This window comes from Streptomyces sp. NPDC052225, from assembly GCF_040679615.1.
In the GTDB taxonomy this organism is placed as follows: Bacteria; Actinomycetota; Actinomycetes; order Streptomycetales; family Streptomycetaceae; genus Streptomyces.
Window position 1 is genome coordinate 531,824 of sequence record NZ_JBFAVD010000001.1, and the last position, 18,818, is coordinate 550,641.

Below are 18,818 nucleotides of genomic sequence, written 5' to 3' on the forward strand. Positions count from 1 at the left end.
TCCTCGGGTTTTCTTGCACATCCCCAAGCTGTAGCTTGGATCGGTGACCCTCGACGACCTCCGCGTCTTCGTCGCCGTCTGCCGCGCCGGCAGTCTCAGCGCCGTCGCCCGGGACCTCTCCTGCACCCAGTCCGCGGTCAGCCAGCACGTGAAGCGGCTGGAGAAGGAGGTCGGCATCGGCCTCCTCGAACGGCATGCGCGCGGCGTCGTCCCCACCCCCGCGGGCCGGGTCCTGCGCGCCGCCGCGGCCGACGGCATCGGCGCCATCGACCAGGCCCTGCGCCGCCTCGGCGACCTGGCGCGCGGCGAGGGCGGCTCGGTACGCGTGACGACCGGCGCGACGTCCGTACGGCACTTCATGGCGGAGGCGATCGTCGCGTTCCGGCGTACGCACCCGCAGGTCAGCCTGGAGTTCCAGACGGTCAGCTCCAGCCGGGCCTGCTTCGAGGCGCTGGCCGCGCACGACCTCGACCTGGCCTGGATCACGATGGGCGCACCCGAGCGCGGGATAGAACTGCACCCCGTCCTGGAACTCCCCTGGGTCCTCGCCGTCCCCGCCTCCGACCCCGACCTGGCCGCGAAGCCGCACATCGAACCGGCCGACCTGGCAGCCTCGGCCCAGCTGATCCTGCCGCCCGAACACTCCACGTCCCGCTCCCACCTCGACGAACGCTTCACCGAGCTGGGCATCGCGGGCGCCTCCGCCTCCGGCACCGGCATCGCCGACTGGGACACGGCCGTGCACCTGGCCGAACTGGGCCTCGGCCACGCCGTCGTCCCCGACCTGCCGGGCCTGCGCGGCCCCGGCCACCGCGACCTCACCCTCGTCCCCGTCCCCTGCCTGCCGCCGCTCCGGGTCGGCTGGGCGGTGCGCCGCTGGTCGGCGCTGTCCCCGGTGGCCCGCGCGTTCGCGGACACGGTGGCCCGATCGGGCGACGTCACATCGCGCCGCCCGGCGTCCGGGGCGACCCTGACCCCATGACCTCCACCCACAACCTGACGGCCCTCGCCGCCGACCACCTCGCGGCCGCCCGCAGCGCCCCGCACGGCCGCAGCGCCGAACTCCTCCTCCACGAGGACCAGCTCCGCCAGAGCGTCATCGCCCTCACCGAGGGCACCACCCTGGAGGAACACAACGCCCCACCGGCCGCCACCCTCCAGATCCTCACCGGCCGCGTCCGCCTCACCGCCCTCTCCGGCGACGTCACCCTCACCGAGAGCGAGATCCACGCGATCCCGCAGGAACGGCACGGGCTCGTGGCACTGACGGACGCGGTGGTCCTGTTGACTGCGGTGACCGCCTGACCGGATCGTGTTCCCGTCTCTCTGCGCAAAGGGGTGCGGGTCATGCCGTCGTACGACGAAGTCTTCCGCGCGAGCACCGAGGACCCCGAAGGGTTCTGGCTCGCGGCCGCTCGGGGGATCGACTGGGACGTGGAGCCCGTGCGGGGGCTGGACGCGCGGCGGGCGCCGTTCTACCGGTGGTTTCCCGACGGGGAGTTGAACGTCTGCCGCAACGCGCTCGACCGGCATGTGGAGGCGGGGCGCGGGGAGCAGGCCGCGCTCGTGTACGACTCGCCGGTGACGGGAGCGCGGCGGACGTACACATACGCCGAGTTGCGGGATCAGGTCGCCGTGTTCGCCGGGGTGCTCGCCGGGCTCGGGGTGGGGCGCGGGGACCGGGTCGTCGTCTATATGCCGATGGTGCCGGAGGCCGTCGTCGCGATGCTCGCCTGCGCGCGGATCGGGGCCGTGCACTCCGTGGTGTTCGGCGGGTTCGCGGCGAACGAGCTCGCCGTGCGGATCGACGACGCCGAGCCGAAGGTCGTCGTGGCCACGTCCTGCGGGATCGAGGCTTCGCGGGTCGTCCCGTACAAGCCGCTGCTCGACCGTGCCGTGGAACTCGCGGAGCACAAGCCCGCGGCGTGCGTGGTGCTGCAACGACCGGAGTGGACAGCGGAGTTGGGGGCGCGGGATGTCGATTGGGACGAGGCCGTGCGGGGCGCCCGGCCCGCCGCCTGCGTCTCCGTCGCCGCGACCGACCCGCTGTACATCCTCTACACGTCGGGGACGACCGGGAGGCCGAAGGGCGTCGTGCGCGACAGCGGCGGGTACGCGGTCGCGCTGCGCTGGACCATGGAGGCCGTGTACGACGTCGGGCCCGGCGAGGTGATGTTCACCGCGTCCGATGTGGGGTGGGTCGTCGGGCACTCGTACATCGTCTACGGGCCGCTGCTCGCGGGCGCGACGACCGTGCTGTACGAGGGGAAGCCGGTGGGGACGCCGGACGCCGGGCAGTTCTGGCGGGTGGTGCAGGAGTACGGGGTGAAGACCCTGTTCACCGCGCCCACCGCCTTCCGGGCGATCAAGAAGGTCGACCCGAAGGGGGAGTGGGCGCGCCGGTACGACCTGGGGAGTCTGAAGTACCTGTTCCTCGCGGGGGAGCGGCTCGACCCGGAGACGTATCACTGGGCCGGTGAGCTGCTCGGCATCCCCGTCGTCGACCACTGGTGGCAGACCGAGACGGGGTGGCCGATCGTCGCCAACCCGGTCGGCATCGAGGCCGCGCCCATGAAGGCCGGATCGCCTACGTTGCCGCTGCCCGGCTGGGATGTGCGCGTACTGGACGCGGACGGTGAGCCGGTGGCGCCCGGGGTGGACGGGGCGATCGTCGTGAAGCTGCCGATGCCGCCGGGTGCGCTGCCGACGCTGTGGAACGACGACGAGCGGTTCGTCTCCTCGTACCTGTCGACGTACGAGGGGTTCTATCTCAGCGGTGACGGCGGGCATGTCGACGAGGACGGGTACGTGTTCGTGATGGGGCGGACGGACGACGTCATCAACGTCGCCGGGCACCGGCTGTCCACGGGAAGCATGGAGGAGGTGCTCGCCTCCCATCCCTCTGTCGCCGAGTGTGCCGTCATCGGCGTGGCGGATGCGCTGAAGGGGCAAGTGCCGCGCGGGTTCGTGGTGTTGAAGGCCGGGGCGGAGGCCGATCCGGCCGTCGTCGAGGCCGAGCTCGTGCAGCTCGTGCGGGACCGGATCGGCGCCGTCGCCTCGCTCAAGGACGTCGCCGTGGTGGCCGCCCTGCCCAAGACGCGGTCCGGGAAGATCCTGCGCAGGACGATGCGCGGGATCGCCGACGGGCTCGACGAGCCGGTGCCGTCGACCGTGGAGGACGCGGCGGTCGTGGAGGCGCTGCGGCCAGTGTTGAGGAGGGGCTGACCCGGTCAGAGGGCCGCGGCCAGGGCCTCCTCGGGGCTCAGCGTCGCGCCCTTCGCGAGGCACTCGGCGTAGCGGTCCGCGCCGAGTGCGTCCTGGGTCCGCCGCTCCACCCGGCCCACGTCGCCCCGCTCGGCCGGGGGCAGCGGCGCGCCCACGGAGCACCGTGCCGCGTCCGCCGCGCCGAGGAGCAGAGCGGCGCCCGGCGCGTCGCCGGCCAGGGACAGCGCGCCCGCGAGCCCCTCCAGGGTGAGCGCGTACGCCCGCGGCTCGGCCAGCACGCGGGCGGCGTCGAGGCCGCGCAGCTGGTGGGCGCGGGCCGCGTCCGGGTCGCCGCGCAGCTCCGCGAGGAAGCCGGACTCGGCGGCGAGCAGATGGTCCCCCGCCGGTGACGACAGGTCGCCCAGGTCATCGCGCAGCCGCGTCAAATGCCGTTCGGCCGCGTCGAGTTGGCCGGACCTGCGGGCCCCGAGCGCGAGCCCCATCTCGGCGTGGATCTCCCCGTACCTGTAGCCCTGCGCGACTGCCTTCTCGCGGGCCTGTTCGTGCAGGGCGCGGGCCCGCTGCCAGTCGCGGCGCAGCAGCGCGAGGCGCCCGAGGCCGGAGAGCCGGGCGGCGACCTCCGCGGCGAGGCCGAGCTCCTCGGCGAGCCGCAGCCCCTCCCGGCCGAGCCGCTCGGCCTCCTCGTACGCGCCCCTGATCTCGGCCAGCGCGGCCAGCGGCTGGATGGTCTGCAACTCGCCCCAGCTGTCGCCCAGTTCCCGCAGCATCCGCGCCGCGCGCAGGCCGTCCCGTTCGAGGGCGGGCAGGTCTCCGCGGATCAGGGCGTGCAGGGCGCGCAGCGCGAGGGTCGCGGCGACGGCCCAGGTGTCGTCCGGTGATGGCGGGAACGCGTCGAGGTGGCGTCCGCAGGCGTCGGGGTCGCCGCCGTTGAACAGGGCGTAGGCGTAGAGCCAGTGGACGGGCGCGGACAACTCGCCGGTCGGCGTGCAGGGAGCCGTCGCGGCACCCGTCAACAGCCCGAACGCGCCACGCAACACGTCGACTTCGGCGTCGGCCGCCCGGTCCGAGCCTTCGCCCTCGCCGCCGACCGCCAGGTCCGAGCCCTCGCCCCCGCCGCCGACCGCCCGGTCCGAGCCCCCGCCCCCGCCACCACCCCCCGGCACCGAAGCCAGTGCCCGATACGCCTCCGTCCAGCGCCCGCGCAGCAGCCACCACCACGTCAGCGCCGCGGCGAGGCGTCGTGACGTCGCCGGGGCGACGCGCAGTGCCTCGTCGAGTGCGGCTCGCAGATTGCCGGACTCGGCGTCGAGCCGTACGAGCCATTCCCGCTGGTCGCCGGTGCGCAGCCGGGGCGCGGCCCGTTCGGCGAGTGCCAGGTGGTGGTCCAGGTGGCGGCGGCGCACGGCGTCCTCGTCACCCATCTCGGCGAGCCGTTCCAGGGCGTACGCGGCGACGGACTCCAGGAGCCGGTAGCGCGGCCGCGCCCCCGGCACCGCGACGACCAGCGAACGGTCCACGAGCCGCGTCATCAGGTCGAGCACGTCCTCGCGAGCGACACCCTCCCCCGCGCACACGGCCTCCGCCGCCTCCAGGGTGCAGCCGCCCTGGTGCACGGCGAGCCGGCGCAGCACGATCCGCTCCGGCGCGCCGAGCAGCTCCCAGCTCCAGTCGATCATCGCCCGCAAGGTCTGCTGCCGGGCGGGCGCGCCCCGTTGCCGGGCCGCCCCGAGCAGCCGGAACCGGTCGTCGATCCGTGCCGCCAACTCCCGTACGCCCAGGGCCCGTACGCGCGTCGCGGCCAGCTCGATGGCGAGGGGGATGCCGTCGAGGCGGCGGCAGATCTCGGCGACGGCGTCGGGGGCGTCGGCCGGGTCGTGGCCGGGCGCGGACGCGGCGACCCGCTCCGTGAACAGGGCCGCCGCGTCGGCCGCGCGCAGCGGCTCGACGGGGTGCACGGCCTCCCCGGACGAGGCCAGGCCCAGCGGCTCCTGGCTGGTGGCGAGGACGCGCAGGCCGGGTGCGGCCCGCAGCAGGGCGTACGTCAGGTCGGCGGCGGCGTCGACGACGTGCTCGCAGTTGTCGAGGACGAGCAGCACCCGCCGCTCCCGCAGGGCCTCGGCCAGCTGCCGTACGGGACCGTCCCGGTGCGGGCTGCCGTGGGGCGCGTCGTCGCGCAGGCCGAGGGCGGCGGCGACGGCCAGGGCGAGATCGTCGGTGTCACCGTGCAGCGCGGCGAGTTCGACGAGCGCGACCTCGCCCGGGTCCCGGGCCTGCCGGGCCGTCTCCACGGCCAGGCGCGTCTTGCCGACCCCGCCGGGCCCGGTGAGCGTCACCAGGCGGTGCGTGTCGAGCAGTGCGGACAGGGTGCGCAGATCGTCGGCGCGGCCGATGAGGGGGGTGGCGGGGGCGGGGAGATCCGGGACCCGCGGCGCGCTCACGGTCACGGGCGCGCTCACGGTCACGGGCACGGGCACGGGCGCGGTCCCGGATGCGGCGGGTTCGTGGCGCAGGATCGCCGTGTGCAGCGCGGCCAGTTCGGGCGACGGGTCGACGCCGAGCTCGTCCGCGAGCAGGCGGCGCAGATCCTCGTACGAGGTGAGCGCCTCGCTCTGCCGCCCCGCCAGGTACAGCGCCCGTATGTGCAGGGCGCGCAGCCGCTCGCGCAGCGGGTGTTCGGCCACCAGGGCGCCCAGCTCACCGGCGACGACATGGTGCTCCCCGGCCGCGATGCGGGCGGCGGCCCGCTCCTCCAGCGCGACGAGCCGCAGCTCCTCCCACCGCTGCGCCGCTCCCCGTACGGACTCGGTGTCGACGCAGTCCAGGAAGGCGGGCCCGCGCCACAACTCCAGCGCCTGATCGAGGAGTTGGACCTTCGACCGTACGTCGGCGGAGGTGCGGGCCCGCTCCACGAGGTCGCGGAACACGACGGCGTCCACCTCGGCGCCGTCGAGGACGAGGCGGTAGCCCGCCCCCTGGCGCACGACGCGCTCCCGGCCGACGGCGCGGCGCAGCTGGGACACCTTGGCCTGGAGCGCGTTCGCGGGGTTGCCCGGCGGCCGCGCCCCCCACACGTCCTCGACGAGCCGGTCCACGGAGACCGCCCGCCCCTCGTGTGCGAGCAGCACGGCGAGCACCGCCCGCACCTTGACCTCGGCCACGGCGACGACCGGCCCGCCGGCCGACTCGCGGACGACCAGTCCCCCCAAGACCCCGAACCACATGCGGGAACGGTAACCCGCGAGCTCCCTCAGCCGACCTCGAGCCGACCGTCAGTGATCCGTCAGTGACCCGTCAGCGAACCGTCAGCCGGTCCGAAGGCCGCCCCGGCATGGTCGTCCCGTCCCCGAGAACATCCGGCCGAGGAGGCCCTCATGACCAAGTACGCAGGCCGTACCGCGGTGGTCGCCGGCGCGGCCCACGGCGTGGGACTCGCCGTCGCCAAACGCCTCGTCGAGGGCGGCGCCACCGTTCTGGCCGCCGTCACCGAACCCGCCGACGCCCCGCTCCTCCGCGCCGAACTGGGCCGCACCGCCCACGTGCTGACGGGCCCCGACCCCACCGAGGTCGCCGCCCGCCTGGGCCGCGTCGACCACCTCTTCCTCCACGCGGGCAGCGCCGACGGCGTCACCGCGCACACCAGGGCAGCCCTCGACGCCCTGCTCCCGCTCCTGGCCCCCGGCGGCTCCGTGGTCCTCAGCGGCTGCCCGGCCACCCAGCCCGCGCTGCGCGCCTGCGCCCGCGAGGCGACGGCCCGGCGCGCCGACGGCGTCCGCGTGAACACCGTCGCCGCCGGTCACGACGACGCGCGGATGCTGCGCCGCGGCTCGGCCGACGAGGCGGCCCGCGCCGCGCTGTTCCTCGCCCTCGACGCCCCGTTCACGACCGGCACCGAACTCCCGGTCGATCTCCCGACCCCGCACACCGACGGAGCCCCCGACCATGACTGACACCACGACAACTCCCGTACCCGGCAAGGCCGCCGACGCCACCGCCCCCGCCCTCCGCATCGCCCCCCTGCTCGCCCTCGCCACCGCCGTCTTCGTCACGAGCCTCACCGAGACCCTCCCGGCGGGCCTGCTCCCGGCGATGAGCGGCTCCCTGGGCGGCACCGAGTCGGCCGCGGGCCAGACCGTCACCGTCTACGCCGCCGGCACCTTCCTCACCGCGATCCCGCTCACCGCGGCGACCGCCGCCTGGAACCGCAGGCGCCTGCTGCTCACCGCCATGGCCGGTTTCGCCGCCGCCAACACGGTGACCGCGCTCTCCTCCTCGTACGCCCTGACGATGACGGCGCGCTTCGTCGCCGGGATCGCGGCCGGCATCGCCTGGGCCCTCCTCGCCGGCTACGCCCGCCGCCTCGCCCCGCCGAACCTCGAAGGCAAGGCCCTCGCCATCGCCATGGCGGGCATCCCCGTGGCGCTCTCGCTCGGCGTCCCCGCGGGCACGTTCCTCGGGGAGGCGCTCGGCTGGCGCACCGCGTTCCTCGCGATGACCGCGCTGACGGTCGTACTCCTCGGATGGATCCGCCTGGCCGTCCCCGACCACCCCGGCCGCGAGGGCGCCGCCCGCGCCCCGATGCGCCACGCCCTGCGCGTTCCGGGCGTCCCCGCCGTCCTCACGGTCACCCTCGTCTTCGTCCTGGCGCACACGATCCTGTACGCGTATGTCGCCGCGTTCCTCGACGACCTGGGCCTGAGCGGCTCCACCGACGTGATCCTGCTCGTCTTCGGCGCGGCCTCGCTCCTGTCGATCTGGCTGGTCGGCGCCCTCGTCCACCGCCGCCTGCGCGCCCTGACCCTGGCGGGCACCCTCCTGGTCGCCGCGGCCGCGGCCCTCCTGGCCCTTGCCGCCGACAGCACCCCGCTCGTGTACGGCGCCGCCGCCCTGTGGGGCCTCGGCTGGGGCGGCGTCCCGACGCTGTTGCAGACGGCGGCGGGCCGCGCGGGCGGCGAACACGCCGACGCCGCCCAGGCGATGCTCGTGACCTTGTGGAACGTGGCCATGGCCGGCGGCGGCGCGGCCGGCGGCATCCTCCTCGCCCAGGCCGGTCCTGGCGCGCTCCCCGGGGCGGTCCTGCTCCTCCTGGCCCCCGTGCTCGCGGTGGTCCTGACGGCCCGCCGCCACGGTTTCCCGACCGCCTGACGTCCCCTCAACCCACGTATCGAACACGGGAGTTACGACCATGAAGAACGCCGCCACCCTCACCCTCACCCGCGACGCCCTCTTCGCGCCCGCCCGTCTCTCCGGCATCCCCCTCGCGAACCGCCTGGTGATGGCCCCCATGACCCGCAACCGCGCCCGCGCCGACGGCACCCCGACCCCCCTCATGGCGACCTACTACGCCCAGCGCGCCACCGCGGGCCTGATCGTCGCCGAGGCCGCCACCCCGAACGCCGTCGGCCGGACCTACCCGAACATCACCGCCCTCTACGACGACGCCCACGAAGCGGGCTGGCGCACGGTCACCGACGCGGTGCGCGCGGCGGGCGGCACGATGTTCCTCCAGCTCCAGCACGGCGGCCGCGTCGGCCACCCGTCGACCAGCGGAACGACCCCGCTCGCCCCGTCCCCGATCCCGCTCCCGGACGGCATCCACACCGCCGATGGCCACCAACCGGCGCCTGTGCCCCGTGAGTTGACGACGGACGAGATCGGGACGACCGTCGCCGACTTCGCGGCAGCGGCCCGCCGCGCGATCGACGCGGGCTTCGCGGGCGTGGAGGTCCACTCGGCCAACGGCTACCTCCTGCACCAGTTCCTCGCCGGCAACACCAACCACCGCACCGACGCCTACGGCGGCCCGGTCGCCCACCGCATCCGGTTCACCGTGGAGGTCGTCCGCGCGGTCGCCGCCGCCATCGGCCCGGAGCGCGTGGGCGTCCGCCTCTCACCCGGCCTGACCGTCAACGGCATCGAGGAAGGCGACACCGAGGCGATCTACCCGGCCCTGGTGGAGCAGCTCAAGGCCGTCGGCCCCCTCGCCTACCTCCACGTCGTGTACGCGAACCCGTCCGACCCGGTCTTCCGCCACATCCGCGCCGCCTGGCCGGGCACGCTCGTCGCCAACCCGGTCCTCTCGGGCGAGCTCACCACCGAGACGGTCGGGACGGCCGCGCACGAACTGCTGTCCGCCGGGGCCGACCTGATCGCCCTCGGCCGCCCGTTCCTCGCCAACCCCGACCTCGTGGACCGGCTGCGCACGGGCGCCCCGCTGAACCCCGTACGGAACGCGTTCCTCATGTACGTAGGAGGCGCGGAGGGCTACACCGACTACCCCCACTACGCGAAGGAGACGGCGGAGGCGACGGCCGGGTCCGGCGCGGTGCACCACGCGAGCACCGAGGGCCAGGCCCCGTAACCGTCGTCGATGCTCAGATGCCCGGCGCCCCCGACGACGTCCGTGCCGATCCCCAACGGGCGGCCGTACGCGGCGAGGGCGCCTTCGGGGCAGCACGGGTCGTCGTCGCCCGCGACGATCCGGGCCCCCGTCACCTGCCCCACCGCCAACGGCGGAGGCGCGAAGCCGGCGATCTCCGGATGCGACGCCACGAACGACGCCGAGGGCGGTGCGACGAGCAGCACCCGTTCGACACCCGGCCCCACCACGCCACGCGCCACGGCGTGCAGCCACAGCAGGCATCCGAGACTGTGACAGACGACGACCCGGGGCGCGTCCGATGCCAACCACCGTTCCAACTCCCGCACCCACACATCGAGTTCGGGCAGGTCGGGCTCGGGAAACTGCGGATACGCGACATCGTGCCGCGCGGAGAGCTCCCCGGCGAGCCACCGTTGCCAGTGCCCCTCGGGCCGCCGGTTCTGCCACCCGTGCACAAGAAGAAAACTCTGGCGGTCACGGCCGCCGGTGCTGTCGCTCATACCCACCGATCCTGGCCCCGGGCCCGCCCGCGGATCCAGTTAATCTTTCGCGATGAAACCGGTAAGCGGGACCTTCACAGTCGGCGCCGCGGGAGGCGGAGAGGGCGGTTTCACCCTCGATCCGCGCCGCCTCGCCGTCCTGCGCGAACTGCGCCGCCGCGGCACCCTGGCCGCCACCGCCGAGGCCCTCCACCTGACACCGTCCGCGGTCTCACAGCAGATCGCCGCGCTCGCCCGCGAGGCCGGCGCCCCGCTGACCGAACGCGCCGGACGCGGCGTCCGCCTCACCGGCCAGGCCCGCATCCTCCTCGACCACGCCGACCGCATCGCCGCCCAACTGGAGCGTGCGCGCACCGACCTGGCCGCGTACGAGCAGGGCGCCCGCGGCACGATCACCATCGGCGCCTTCTCCAGCGGCATCCTGGGACTACTGCCCGCGACCCTGCGCACCCTCGCCGAGCAGCTGCCGGAGGTCGAGGTACGGGTGGTGGAGGCACAGCCCCCCGACGTCTTCACGGCGCTCGACGCAGGACAGATCGACCTGGTCGTGGCAGTGGACTTTGCGGCGACCCCACCGCACACGGACCGCCGCTACACCCGCACGGACCTGCTGACCGACATCCTCGACCTGGCACTGCCGCCCGGCCACCCCCTGGCCGCCACCCCCGCCCCGGCGCTGCGCGACCTCGCCACGGAACGCTGGATCGTCGGCGACGCCGCGAGCTGCTGCGGCGCGGTGACCCGCTCGGTGTGCGCGGCGGCCGGCTTCACCCCGGACATCCGGCACGAGATCGACGACTGGGCGTCGGTGGCGGCGCTGGTGGGGGCGGGAGCCGGGGTGGCCCTGATGCCGAGGCTGGTCCAAGAGATCCTGCAGCGACGGGAGTTGCCGCTCCGCACCCTGGCCGCGCCCGGCTGCGCGTCCCCGTCGCGGAACGTGTTCGCGGCCGTCAGGGCGGGGGCCGAGGCGAACCCGGTGCTGACGGAGGTCGTGGCGGCGTTGCGGCAGGCGGCGGACGAGCAGCGGGCTCGTACGGCGGCAGGGCGTCAGGATGTGGTGACGTGGACCGCCATGAGGCCCTGATCGAGGCCGAGGATCAGATGGCCGGAGGCCTGGACGACGCTGTGGACCTCGCGTCGCACCGGGACCTCCGCCACCGGGCGCAAGCCGTCGACCGTCCACAGGCCCACGCACCGCGCGGTCTGTGCGGCTGTAGCCAGCAGGGCACGGTGGCCGAGTTCGACACGTCCGATGCTGTCCACCCATCCGCTGTGGAGCTCGCGTGCGAGCAGCGTGCGGCCTGTGGCGGGGTCGTGGAACGACACGGAGCCGATCCCCGACGTGTCCTCTTCGGTGGTCCTCACCTGGCGCTTGACCGCGAGGGCCGGGCCGAGTCGCGTTTCCACCTCGCACAGGTGTCCCAGCCCGGCTCCGGGGATTTCCCAGGAGCCGACCACGTTCGACCGGCCCACGTCCCACACGGTCACCGTGCCGGAGTCCGTGCTCCAGTCGTCCTGGAGAATCGCGAGCGCGAGCCGGCCCGCGACGCGCACTGTGCACAGACCGGACGTCATGGACTTTCTGCCGGTGTCGATGTCCTGGACCGTCTCCCCGGACAACGCGTTCTGGATCATGATCCGTTCGGTATCTTCCTGCCGGTAGGCCACCGCGAGGCAGGTGGTGCCGTCCACCTCCAGCGGCTGCACGTTCCAGCACGATGGCCCGGACCACTGCCGAACGACTTTCTGCGATGAGGGGTCCCAGATCTGCAGCGCGCCATCGTCCTGGGAGCTGCTGGTGACGGCCAGTAGGGTGCGGCCGCCGACCGGCACGGCGCACAGACCCCTGACGTGTTCGTGCGGGGTACGGACCTGACCCACGAGTTCGCCCGTCTCCACGTCGTGGATGCGTACGGCGCCTCGCAACCCGTTGTCGGCGACGACCATCCGGCCGCCGACACTCAAGACGGACAGGGATCCCACCCACTTGCCCGCGCCGTCGCACTGGCTGGTGGCCGGCCGGCGGTCGAGGTCCCAGAGGCGCACGGTGCGGTCCGCGCCTGCACTGGCCAGGAGCCATTCACCGTCCGCCGCCACCGCACAGAGATCCCCCACCCACTCGCTGTGCGCCTCCAGACGGTGGGTCAGCACCTCCGTCTCCACATCCCAGACGACGATGTTTCCCTCGTCGTCGTTCGAGTAACCGGCGGCCAGCAGCGGTCCGTTCGGGCCGGGCACGACGCCGAGGGTCCACAACATGCCCTCCGCGCCGTCCAGGACCCCTTCACATGCGCCGTTGCGTGGATCGAGCAGCAGAACGTCGTCCCCGTAGTTCGTGGCGAGGAGCGGACCGTCACTGCTCGGCACGGCGACCACCGAGCGGGCGACCATCTCAGAGCTGTACGTGGAGAATGTCCGGACCGTGGTGCCGGTCTCCGGATCCCAGACACGTATCCGGTCGGAGCGGACGCGGTTGTCCTTGTCCGTGTGATGGATTCCGATCGCCAGCACAGGACGCCCGTCCAGTTCGAAGGCGCACACGCCGGAGATGCGGTGGGTGCGAGTACGGAAGGCCGTGTGCTTCTTACCGGTCCGGGCATCCCGCACGGTCAGCCGTTGATGGCCGTCCACGATCACCAGGTGGGGGCCGCCGGAGAGATCGATCGTGCACAGGTTGTGGATCGCCCCGCCCGCGCCCTGCCACTCCCGCACCAGGTCGCCCGTCCCGGGGTCCCACAGCCGGACGCAACCGTCGCTTCCACCGGCGGCGAGGAGGTCCCGGCCCTCCACCGTCACTTCGCAGAGCGCCCCGATCCAGCCCGAGTGGCCGGTGAGCGTCCGCACGGCATCCCCGGTCGCGACGTCCCAGAGGCGGATGGCTCCGTTGCCTGCGCTGGCGAGCAGGGTCCCCTGGGCAGCGTGCAGCACACAGAGTGATTCCGAATGCCCGGTATGCCCCTCGAAGGTGGCCACCTCCCACGACGACGGCGGCACGGTCGACCAGAGTGCCTGGTACGGAGCGGCAGCGAAGCGACTGGATCTGTACGTGCTGCCGAGGTTCTCTTGTACTTCGGTCACGCTGAACAGCGCCGCCCGCTCGAGGGGCGAGGCGTCGATGGCACGTGGCGTGCGGCGCAGCAGCGCGGCTCGTGTGCGCCCCTCGTCCGTCACGGCACGGCGCGCCTTGGGGATGAGCCGGCGCAGATCGGCGTGGAGCAGGTAGTCGTCCTCGCACAGCAGCCGGTCGATGACGCCGCCGCGCTCCGCGTGCGTGGCCAGGGACCGAAGGAGGTACGCAGGTGCGTCCGCCCAGCCTTCCCGTGCTCCTTCTGCGAGGAGGGCCAGCGCCACGGACCTCTCGTCCGAGGCGAGGACGGCGAGGTCGGCGCGTACGGCGCGGAGCGCTTCGTTCAGGGCTTGGTGGAAGAGCCGGAACGTGATGCCGCGGCCCTCGCTCCCGTCGGTCTCCACCAGGAAGTTCGCCGCGGAGGTCCGGGCGAAGGCCAGCAGCTCTCCCTCGGCCGGAGCGGCGCCGAACAGTGCGTGCAGGGCCGCCCGCCACAGCGGTGCGGTCAGCCCCGGGTGCTCGGAGTACGCGAGCGGAACGAGGAGGTTCTCCGCGGACAGACCGCCGATCAGGGGGAGCCGCCGCAGGTATTCGCGCAGTGAGGTCTCCACCGTCACCGGGAAGGACACGGTGTCAGGGTCCACGGCCTGGGCGTCGTGCATCCCGTGGGCGCGGGCGACCAGACCGGCCACGAGGAAGCTGCCGTCGGCGATCTCCGCGATGCGTCCGGCGACCGGGAGCGCGACCGTCTCGTCCAGGTAGGGGTTGCCGGCGCGCTCGTCACCGCGCAGTTGCAGGGTCGCCAGTGCGTACGCGACGAGGTCCGAACGGTCCGAGAGTTCCGGTGCGTCCAGGTCGAGGACTCGCGCCGAAGGACCGAACGCGCCCAGCAGATCACCGGCCGCATCCCGTTTCCGCGCCCCCACCACCAGCCGTGCCCCCACATCCGCGCAGGTCTCCGCGAGAGGGACCACGACGTGGCGGACCACGGAGCGGGCTTCGGCCGGTGAAGCGGCCTCGTCGAGGGCGTCGACGACCAGGGTGAAGCCCTGTCCGGCGCGGTCCCGCAGAGCCTCGCGCAGGGCGGGCAGCAGATCGACCACCTGATCCGGCGGTGGCACCGACGCGGCACGGGCGATTTCCTGGGCGATTTCCAGTGCCGTCTTGTCCTTGGCGTGCACCGCGCAGGCGACGGAACCCTCGGGGGCGCGCAGGGCGACGTCGTCGGGTGGCAGCGACGCGGCGATCCCCGGGTCCGCCGTCGTGACGACACGGCTCAGCACCGCTGACTTCCCCGAACCGGGAGCCCCTGTGACCACCAGGACCTGCCGGCGGGGCGTGGCGGCGGTGATCGATGCGGTGATCTCCCGCAGTACTGCGGTCCTGCCCCGGAAACGGAACCCCTGCTCCGTATCCGTGCTCACGCCCCGGGCACGAGGCCGCCAGTGCCGGGCCGACTCGGGATCGGTGTCAAGGGACCAGCTCCACGCGGCCGACGCGGGCGCGCCGACGGCGAGCGCCCCCAACTGCTGGTCCGGCAGCAGCCGGCCGGTCTCCCACACCGTGATGGCGAGAGCGTCGCCCGTACTTCTGTGGGCCTGTCCCACCAGCCCGACCACGGCCTGATGAGCCTCCGACCAGACGCCCGCCCCGCTGTAACCGCCGCTGACCGGATAGCGGGTTCCATGGGTGTCGAGACGCACCCAGCCGTGCCCGAGCGCCTCGCCCACCCGTCCGCTCGCGGAGTTGCCGAGCACTCCCTCCGGGAAGCCGAACGACCACCAGGCCGTACCGACGAGATCCCCCGGCGCCACCGGCGCCAGACGTGCCGCCAGGGCTTCGGGCACCTCTTCCGCCAGGCGGAGCACCGCCACGTCCTGCACCTCAGGGGCACCACCGGACGGCAGGAACACCTCGGTGACCTTGATGCGGTGACCGACGGCCTCCTCCGCCTTGGGAAGAGCGACCCACAGGGCTCCGCCCGCGTTCCAGGCCGTCCTTACGACATGGGCGCAGGTCAGCACACGGCGGCTGTCGACGAGGACGCCGGAGCCCAGTGGCCGCATGTCCAGCTCGGCGCCGTGTATCGCGGCCACCCAGGTGTCGCGCTCGGGCCGCACGTCCTGCGGCGTCGTGGTCATGGCGCGGGCGCGCCCCGTTCCGCCCCTGCCGCGGAGCGCGGCTGCCAGGTGAGGGTGACCTCGAAGTTCGCTTCGGTGGCCGCCTTGGCCACGATCCAATTCGCCGTGCCGTTGACCTTGATGCCGAACTTGACCTGCACCTGGTCGGGGTGGAGCGCGGTGACCCTGTCGAGCACGGAACGGGCGGCCTCGACCGCCGGACCGGCGGCGTCCCGCACGCGCCCGGCCGCTTCGTCCGCGGACACGGGGTGCCAGTCCCCCGTGGGCTCGATCTCGAACTGGACCGACGTCTCGTCGTCCAGCGTGTACGACACGATCTGCGTGGCCACACCGCCCCCTCGCCCTGCGTGGGCGAAAAGCCTACTGCGCCGCACGCGTCGACGGGTCCAGGAGCGATGAGGGGCCGGTGCGGCGGGCACGGGCCCAGCCCTGCGGCTCGGCCGGCCGTGAGGTCTAGAGCTTGGTCATCTTGGCGTAGGGGCTGAGGATCCGGAGCTGGGCGGAGCCGAAGTCCACGAGCGCCGCGATCCCGTCCTCGACCCCGATGACCTGGCCGAGCCCGTGGACGTCGTGCGTGACCTGGTCGCCCGTGGCGAAGTGCTTGGGGGTCGGTGCGACCGGGGCTTTGAAGGGGCTGGTCGGCAGGTGGCGCCGGGGAGCAGGAGGTTTTGTCATGGCTCAGTATGAGCCCGCGCGGCATGCCCGACACCAGCCCCGGACGATTACAGAGAGGCGACAACGCCGAAGGGCCCCACTGCGAACAGTGGGGCCCTTCGACTTAGTGCCCGGTGAGGCACTTGGCGGAGGATACGAGATTCGAACTCGTGAGGGGTTGCCCCCAACACGCTTTCCAAGCGTGCGCCCTAGGCCACTAGGCGAATCCTCCGCGGCAAACAATACAAGACGTTGAAGGGTGCTCGCGAACTCGTTCCCACCCGCTCGGAGCATGTACTCTTGGCGCAGCCCCTCACGTGGCGCTATCTGACTGAACTCCCCCAGGGCCGGAAGGCAGCAAGGGTAGGTTGGCTCTGGCGGGTGCGTGGGGGGCGTTCGCGTTCCCCGGCGCTCGTGGGCGGGACCGGTTGTCAGTGGGCGCCTATAACCTCGTATGCGTGTCGTCTCTCGCGCTGTACCGCCGTTATCGCCCGGAGTCGTTCGCCGAGGTCATCGGGCAGGAGCATGTAACCGACCCGTTGCAGCAGGCGCTGCGGAACAACCGGGTCAATCACGCGTACCTGTTCAGTGGTCCGCGCGGCTGCGGCAAGACGACCAGCGCGCGCATCCTGGCCCGCTGCCTGAACTGTGAGCAGGGTCCTACGCCGACGCCGTGCGGCGCGTGCCAGTCCTGCCAGGACCTCGCGAGGAACGGGCCGGGGTCGATCGACGTCATCGAGATCGACGCCGCGTCCCACGGTGGCGTGGACGACGCCCGTGACCTGCGCGAGAAGGCCTTCTTCGGACCGGCGTCGAGTCGTTACAAGATCTACATCATCGACGAGGCCCACATGGTCACGTCGGCCGGTTTCAACGCGCTCCTGAAGGTCGTCGAGGAGCCGCCGGAGCACCTCAAGTTCATCTTCGCGACCACCGAGCCCGAGAAGGTCATCGGGACGATCCGGTCGCGCACGCACCACTACCCGTTCCGGCTCGTGCCGCCCGGCACCCTGCGCGACTACCTGGGCGAGGTGTGCGGCAAGGAGAACATCCCGGTCGCGGACGGAGTCCTGCCGCTCGTCGTGCGTGCGGGCGCGGGTTCGGTCCGTGACTCGATGTCGGTCATGGACCAGCTCCTCGCCGCAGCCGCCGAGGACGGTGTGACATACGCCATGGCGACGGGCCTGCTCGGCTACACCGACGGCTCGCTGCTCGACTCCGTGGTCGAGGCGTTCGCCACGGGCGACGGCGCCGCGGCCTTCGAGGTCGTCGACCACGTCATCGAGGGGGGCAACGACCCCCGGCGCTTCGTCACCGACCTTCTTGAGCGGCTGCGTGACCTGGTGATCCTGGCGGCCGTGCCGGACGCGGCGGAGAAGGGGCTCATCGACGCCCCGGCCGACGTCGTGGAGCGGATGCAGGCGCAGGCGAGCACCTTCGGCGCCGCCGAGCTCAGCCGCGCCGCCGACCTGGTCAGCCAGGGCCTGACCGAGATGCGCGGCGCGAACTCGCCGCGGCTCCAGCTCGAACTGATCTGCGCGCGCGTGCTGCTCCCCGCCGCGTACGACGACGAGCGCTCCCTCATGGCCCGCCTCGACCGGCTGGAGCGCGGCGGCCACTTCACCCCGGCAGGACAGGGCCCCGCCCCTTCCATGGCGTACGTCCCCGGACCCGACGCCCACGCTGCTCCGGCCGCGCCGGCCGCGCCGGGCGGGGGACCGGCCGCGGCCCGCGCGGCGGTGCGGGGCGGAGCTCCGGCCCCGGCCCCCGTGCAGGCGGCGCCCGCTCCGGCTCCTGCCCCTGCGCCCGCTCCGGTGCCGGAAGCGCAGCCCCCGGCTCCCGCCCCCGCCCCGGCAGCTCCGGCTCCGGGGGCCTGGCCCACCGCGGCCCCTGCGGGCGGTGCGCGCAGGCCGGGCGGCTGGCCCACGGCCACACCCGCGGGATCGGGCCAGCCCCAGCCCCCGGCACCTGCGCCTACGCCTGCTCCGGCACCCCAGCAGCAGCCCGCGCCCGCGGCTCAGGCCCCCGCAGCCCCGGCCCCGGCTCCGGTCGGCGGCCCGGACCCCCGCACCCTCTGGCCGAACATCCTGGAGGCGGTCAAGAACAAGCGCCGCTTCACCTGGATCCTGCTCAGCCAGAACGCCCAGGTGACGGGCTTCGACGGCACCACGCTCCAGCTCGGCTTCGTGAACGCGGGAGCCCGGGACAACTTCGCGAGCAGCGGCAGCGAGGACGTCCTCAAGGCGGCGCTGACCGAACAGTTCGGCGTCAACTGGAAGATCGACTCCGTGGTCGACGCCTCCGGCGCGGCGGCTCCGCCCCCGCCCACCGCGTCTTACGGAGGCGGCTACACCCCGCCCCCCGCCCCGACCCCCGCGCCTGCCCCGGCCCCGGCAGCAGCCCCACCCCAGCCGGCCCCGGCCCCGACTCCTCCTCCCCGCCAGCCGGTCTCAGCAGAGGACGACGTCCCCGAGGACGACGACCCGGACCTGGACGAGAACGCCCTCTCGGGCCACGAACTGATCGTCCGGGAACTGGGCGCCACAGTGGTCGAAGAATTCACGAACGAGTAGCGCCCCGCCGGCCCGAAAGAGAACGGCAACGACCGCACCCCGCCAGGAGCGCGGGCAACGGCGCGCCCAGCCACAACGACGCGGCACGTTCGAGACGACCGTGCCCCGTCAGGGGCGCGGGGAACTGCGCGAGCAACCACGACGAACGCGCCACGTAAGAGGCGACCGGTCCCCGTCAGGGGCGCGGGCAACGGCGCGCCCAGCCACAACGACGCGGCACGTTCGAGACGACCGTGCCCCGTCAGGGGCGCGGGGAACTGCGCGAGCAACCACGACGAA

General features: G+C 73.5%; 13 protein-coding genes, 1 tRNA gene and 1 other RNA gene. 9 read left to right on the top strand and 6 right to left on the bottom strand.

What is annotated here, in order from left to right; genetic code table 11:
• Positions 1-43: 43 nt before the first annotated feature.
• From AB0L37_RS02660 to AB0L37_RS02670, 3 genes are read left to right on the top strand one after another with little or no spacing between them, the layout of a single operon-like run.
• A complete protein-coding gene (locus AB0L37_RS02660) occupies positions 44-982 on the top strand; it encodes a LysR family transcriptional regulator (protein WP_365498945.1) in 939 nt (312 codons plus the stop codon).
• Entirely contained in the window at positions 979-1,305 is a 327-nt protein-coding gene (locus tag AB0L37_RS02665) for a cupin (RefSeq protein WP_365498948.1), read from the top strand. Before AB0L37_RS02660 ends, AB0L37_RS02665 begins: the two co-directional genes overlap by 4 nt.
• A 42-nt stretch (positions 1,306-1,347) precedes the next feature.
• Positions 1,348-3,225: a propionyl-CoA synthetase gene (locus AB0L37_RS02670; RefSeq protein WP_365498951.1), complete on the top strand. Its 1,878-nt coding sequence runs from the start codon at positions 1,348-1,350 to the stop codon at positions 3,223-3,225.
• A 5-nt stretch (positions 3,226-3,230) separates the two neighbouring features.
• Here the strand turns inward: AB0L37_RS02670 and AB0L37_RS02675 are convergent, their stop codons facing one another.
• A complete protein-coding gene (locus AB0L37_RS02675; RefSeq protein WP_365498954.1) occupies positions 3,231-6,446 on the bottom strand; it encodes a BTAD domain-containing putative transcriptional regulator in 3,216 nt (1,071 codons plus the stop codon).
• Between the two features lie 150 nt (positions 6,447-6,596).
• Here AB0L37_RS02675 and AB0L37_RS02680 point away from each other — a divergent pair, with 150 nt between their 5' ends.
• The 3 genes from AB0L37_RS02680 to AB0L37_RS02690 are packed head-to-tail and all read left to right on the top strand — an operon-like array spanning position 6,597 to position 9,583.
• Positions 6,597-7,172 carry a short-chain dehydrogenase gene (locus AB0L37_RS02680; RefSeq protein WP_365498957.1) on the top strand — a complete coding sequence of 192 codons (576 nt, stop codon included), beginning with the start codon at positions 6,597-6,599 and terminating at the stop codon, positions 7,170-7,172.
• Positions 7,165-8,367, top strand: a complete 1,203-nt coding sequence (locus tag AB0L37_RS02685) for an MFS transporter (RefSeq protein WP_365498960.1) — start codon at positions 7,165-7,167, stop codon at positions 8,365-8,367. Before AB0L37_RS02680 ends, AB0L37_RS02685 begins: the two co-directional genes overlap by 8 nt.
• Positions 8,368-8,407: 40 nt before the next feature.
• A complete protein-coding gene (locus AB0L37_RS02690) occupies positions 8,408-9,583 on the top strand; it encodes an alkene reductase (protein ID WP_365498963.1) in 1,176 nt (391 codons plus the stop codon).
• Here the strand turns inward: AB0L37_RS02690 and AB0L37_RS02695 are convergent.
• Complete coding sequence (locus AB0L37_RS02695; protein ID WP_365498966.1) at positions 9,505-10,104, bottom strand: alpha/beta hydrolase; 600 nt, start codon at positions 10,102-10,104, stop codon at positions 9,505-9,507. The two genes, AB0L37_RS02690 and AB0L37_RS02695, sit on opposite strands and share 79 nt — an antisense overlap.
• 52 nt (positions 10,105-10,156) lie before the next feature.
• Here AB0L37_RS02695 and AB0L37_RS02700 point away from each other — a divergent pair, with 52 nt between their 5' ends.
• Positions 10,157-11,188 carry a LysR family transcriptional regulator gene (locus AB0L37_RS02700; protein ID WP_365498969.1) on the top strand — a complete coding sequence of 344 codons (1,032 nt, stop codon included), beginning with the start codon at positions 10,157-10,159 and terminating at the stop codon, positions 11,186-11,188.
• Here the strand turns inward: AB0L37_RS02700 and AB0L37_RS02705 are convergent.
• The 4 genes from AB0L37_RS02705 to AB0L37_RS02720 all read right to left on the bottom strand — a co-directional run bounded on the left by AB0L37_RS02705 (position 11,152) and on the right by AB0L37_RS02720 (position 16,198).
• The gene (locus AB0L37_RS02705; RefSeq protein WP_365498972.1) at positions 11,152-15,312 is read right to left on the bottom strand and encodes a trypsin-like peptidase domain-containing protein; all 4,161 of its coding nucleotides are present in this window, start codon (positions 15,310-15,312) and stop codon (positions 11,152-11,154) included. The two genes, AB0L37_RS02700 and AB0L37_RS02705, sit on opposite strands and share 37 nt — an antisense overlap.
• The gene (locus tag AB0L37_RS02710) at positions 15,309-15,641 is read right to left on the bottom strand and encodes a CU044_2847 family protein (RefSeq protein WP_365498975.1); all 333 of its coding nucleotides are present in this window, start codon (positions 15,639-15,641) and stop codon (positions 15,309-15,311) included. Before AB0L37_RS02710 ends, AB0L37_RS02705 begins: the two co-directional genes overlap by 4 nt.
• 124 nt (positions 15,642-15,765) lie before the next feature.
• Positions 15,766-15,987: a hypothetical protein gene (locus AB0L37_RS02715; protein ID WP_365498978.1), complete on the bottom strand. Its 222-nt coding sequence runs from the start codon at positions 15,985-15,987 to the stop codon at positions 15,766-15,768.
• Between the two features lie 123 nt (positions 15,988-16,110).
• Positions 16,111-16,198: transfer RNA gene (locus AB0L37_RS02720), tRNA-Ser, on the bottom strand.
• A 72-nt stretch (positions 16,199-16,270) separates the two neighbouring features.
• On the opposite strand from AB0L37_RS02720, the gene ffs reads away from it, so the two are divergent.
• Positions 16,271-16,369, top strand: an RNA gene (gene ffs / locus AB0L37_RS02725) — signal recognition particle sRNA small type.
• 55 nt (positions 16,370-16,424) lie between these two features.
• Positions 16,425-18,539, top strand: a complete 2,115-nt coding sequence (locus AB0L37_RS02730; RefSeq protein WP_365498981.1) for a DNA polymerase III subunit gamma and tau — start codon at positions 16,425-16,427, stop codon at positions 18,537-18,539.
• The last annotated feature ends 279 nt before the right edge of the window (positions 18,540-18,818 follow it).

Bases quoted from the DNA above. Each gene is read 5' to 3' on its own strand.
- AB0L37_RS02665 (WP_365498948.1), top strand. From the start codon at position 979: ATGACCTCCACCCACAACCTGACGGCCCTCGCCGCCGACCACCTCGCG.
- AB0L37_RS02670 (WP_365498951.1), top strand. From the start codon at position 1,348: ATGCCGTCGTACGACGAAGTCTTCCGCGCGAGCACCGAGGACCCCGAA.
- AB0L37_RS02675 (WP_365498954.1), bottom strand. From the start codon at position 6,446: ATGTGGTTCGGGGTCTTGGGGGGACTGGTCGTCCGCGAGTCGGCCGGC.
- AB0L37_RS02680 (WP_365498957.1), top strand. From the start codon at position 6,597: ATGACCAAGTACGCAGGCCGTACCGCGGTGGTCGCCGGCGCGGCCCAC.
- AB0L37_RS02685 (WP_365498960.1), top strand. From the start codon at position 7,165: ATGACTGACACCACGACAACTCCCGTACCCGGCAAGGCCGCCGACGCC.
- AB0L37_RS02690 (WP_365498963.1), top strand. From the start codon at position 8,408: ATGAAGAACGCCGCCACCCTCACCCTCACCCGCGACGCCCTCTTCGCG.
- AB0L37_RS02695 (WP_365498966.1), bottom strand. From the start codon at position 10,104: ATGAGCGACAGCACCGGCGGCCGTGACCGCCAGAGTTTTCTTCTTGTG.
- AB0L37_RS02700 (WP_365498969.1), top strand. From the start codon at position 10,157: ATGAAACCGGTAAGCGGGACCTTCACAGTCGGCGCCGCGGGAGGCGGA.
- AB0L37_RS02705 (WP_365498972.1), bottom strand. From the start codon at position 15,312: ATGACCACGACGCCGCAGGACGTGCGGCCCGAGCGCGACACCTGGGTG.
- AB0L37_RS02715 (WP_365498978.1), bottom strand. From the start codon at position 15,987: ATGACAAAACCTCCTGCTCCCCGGCGCCACCTGCCGACCAGCCCCTTC.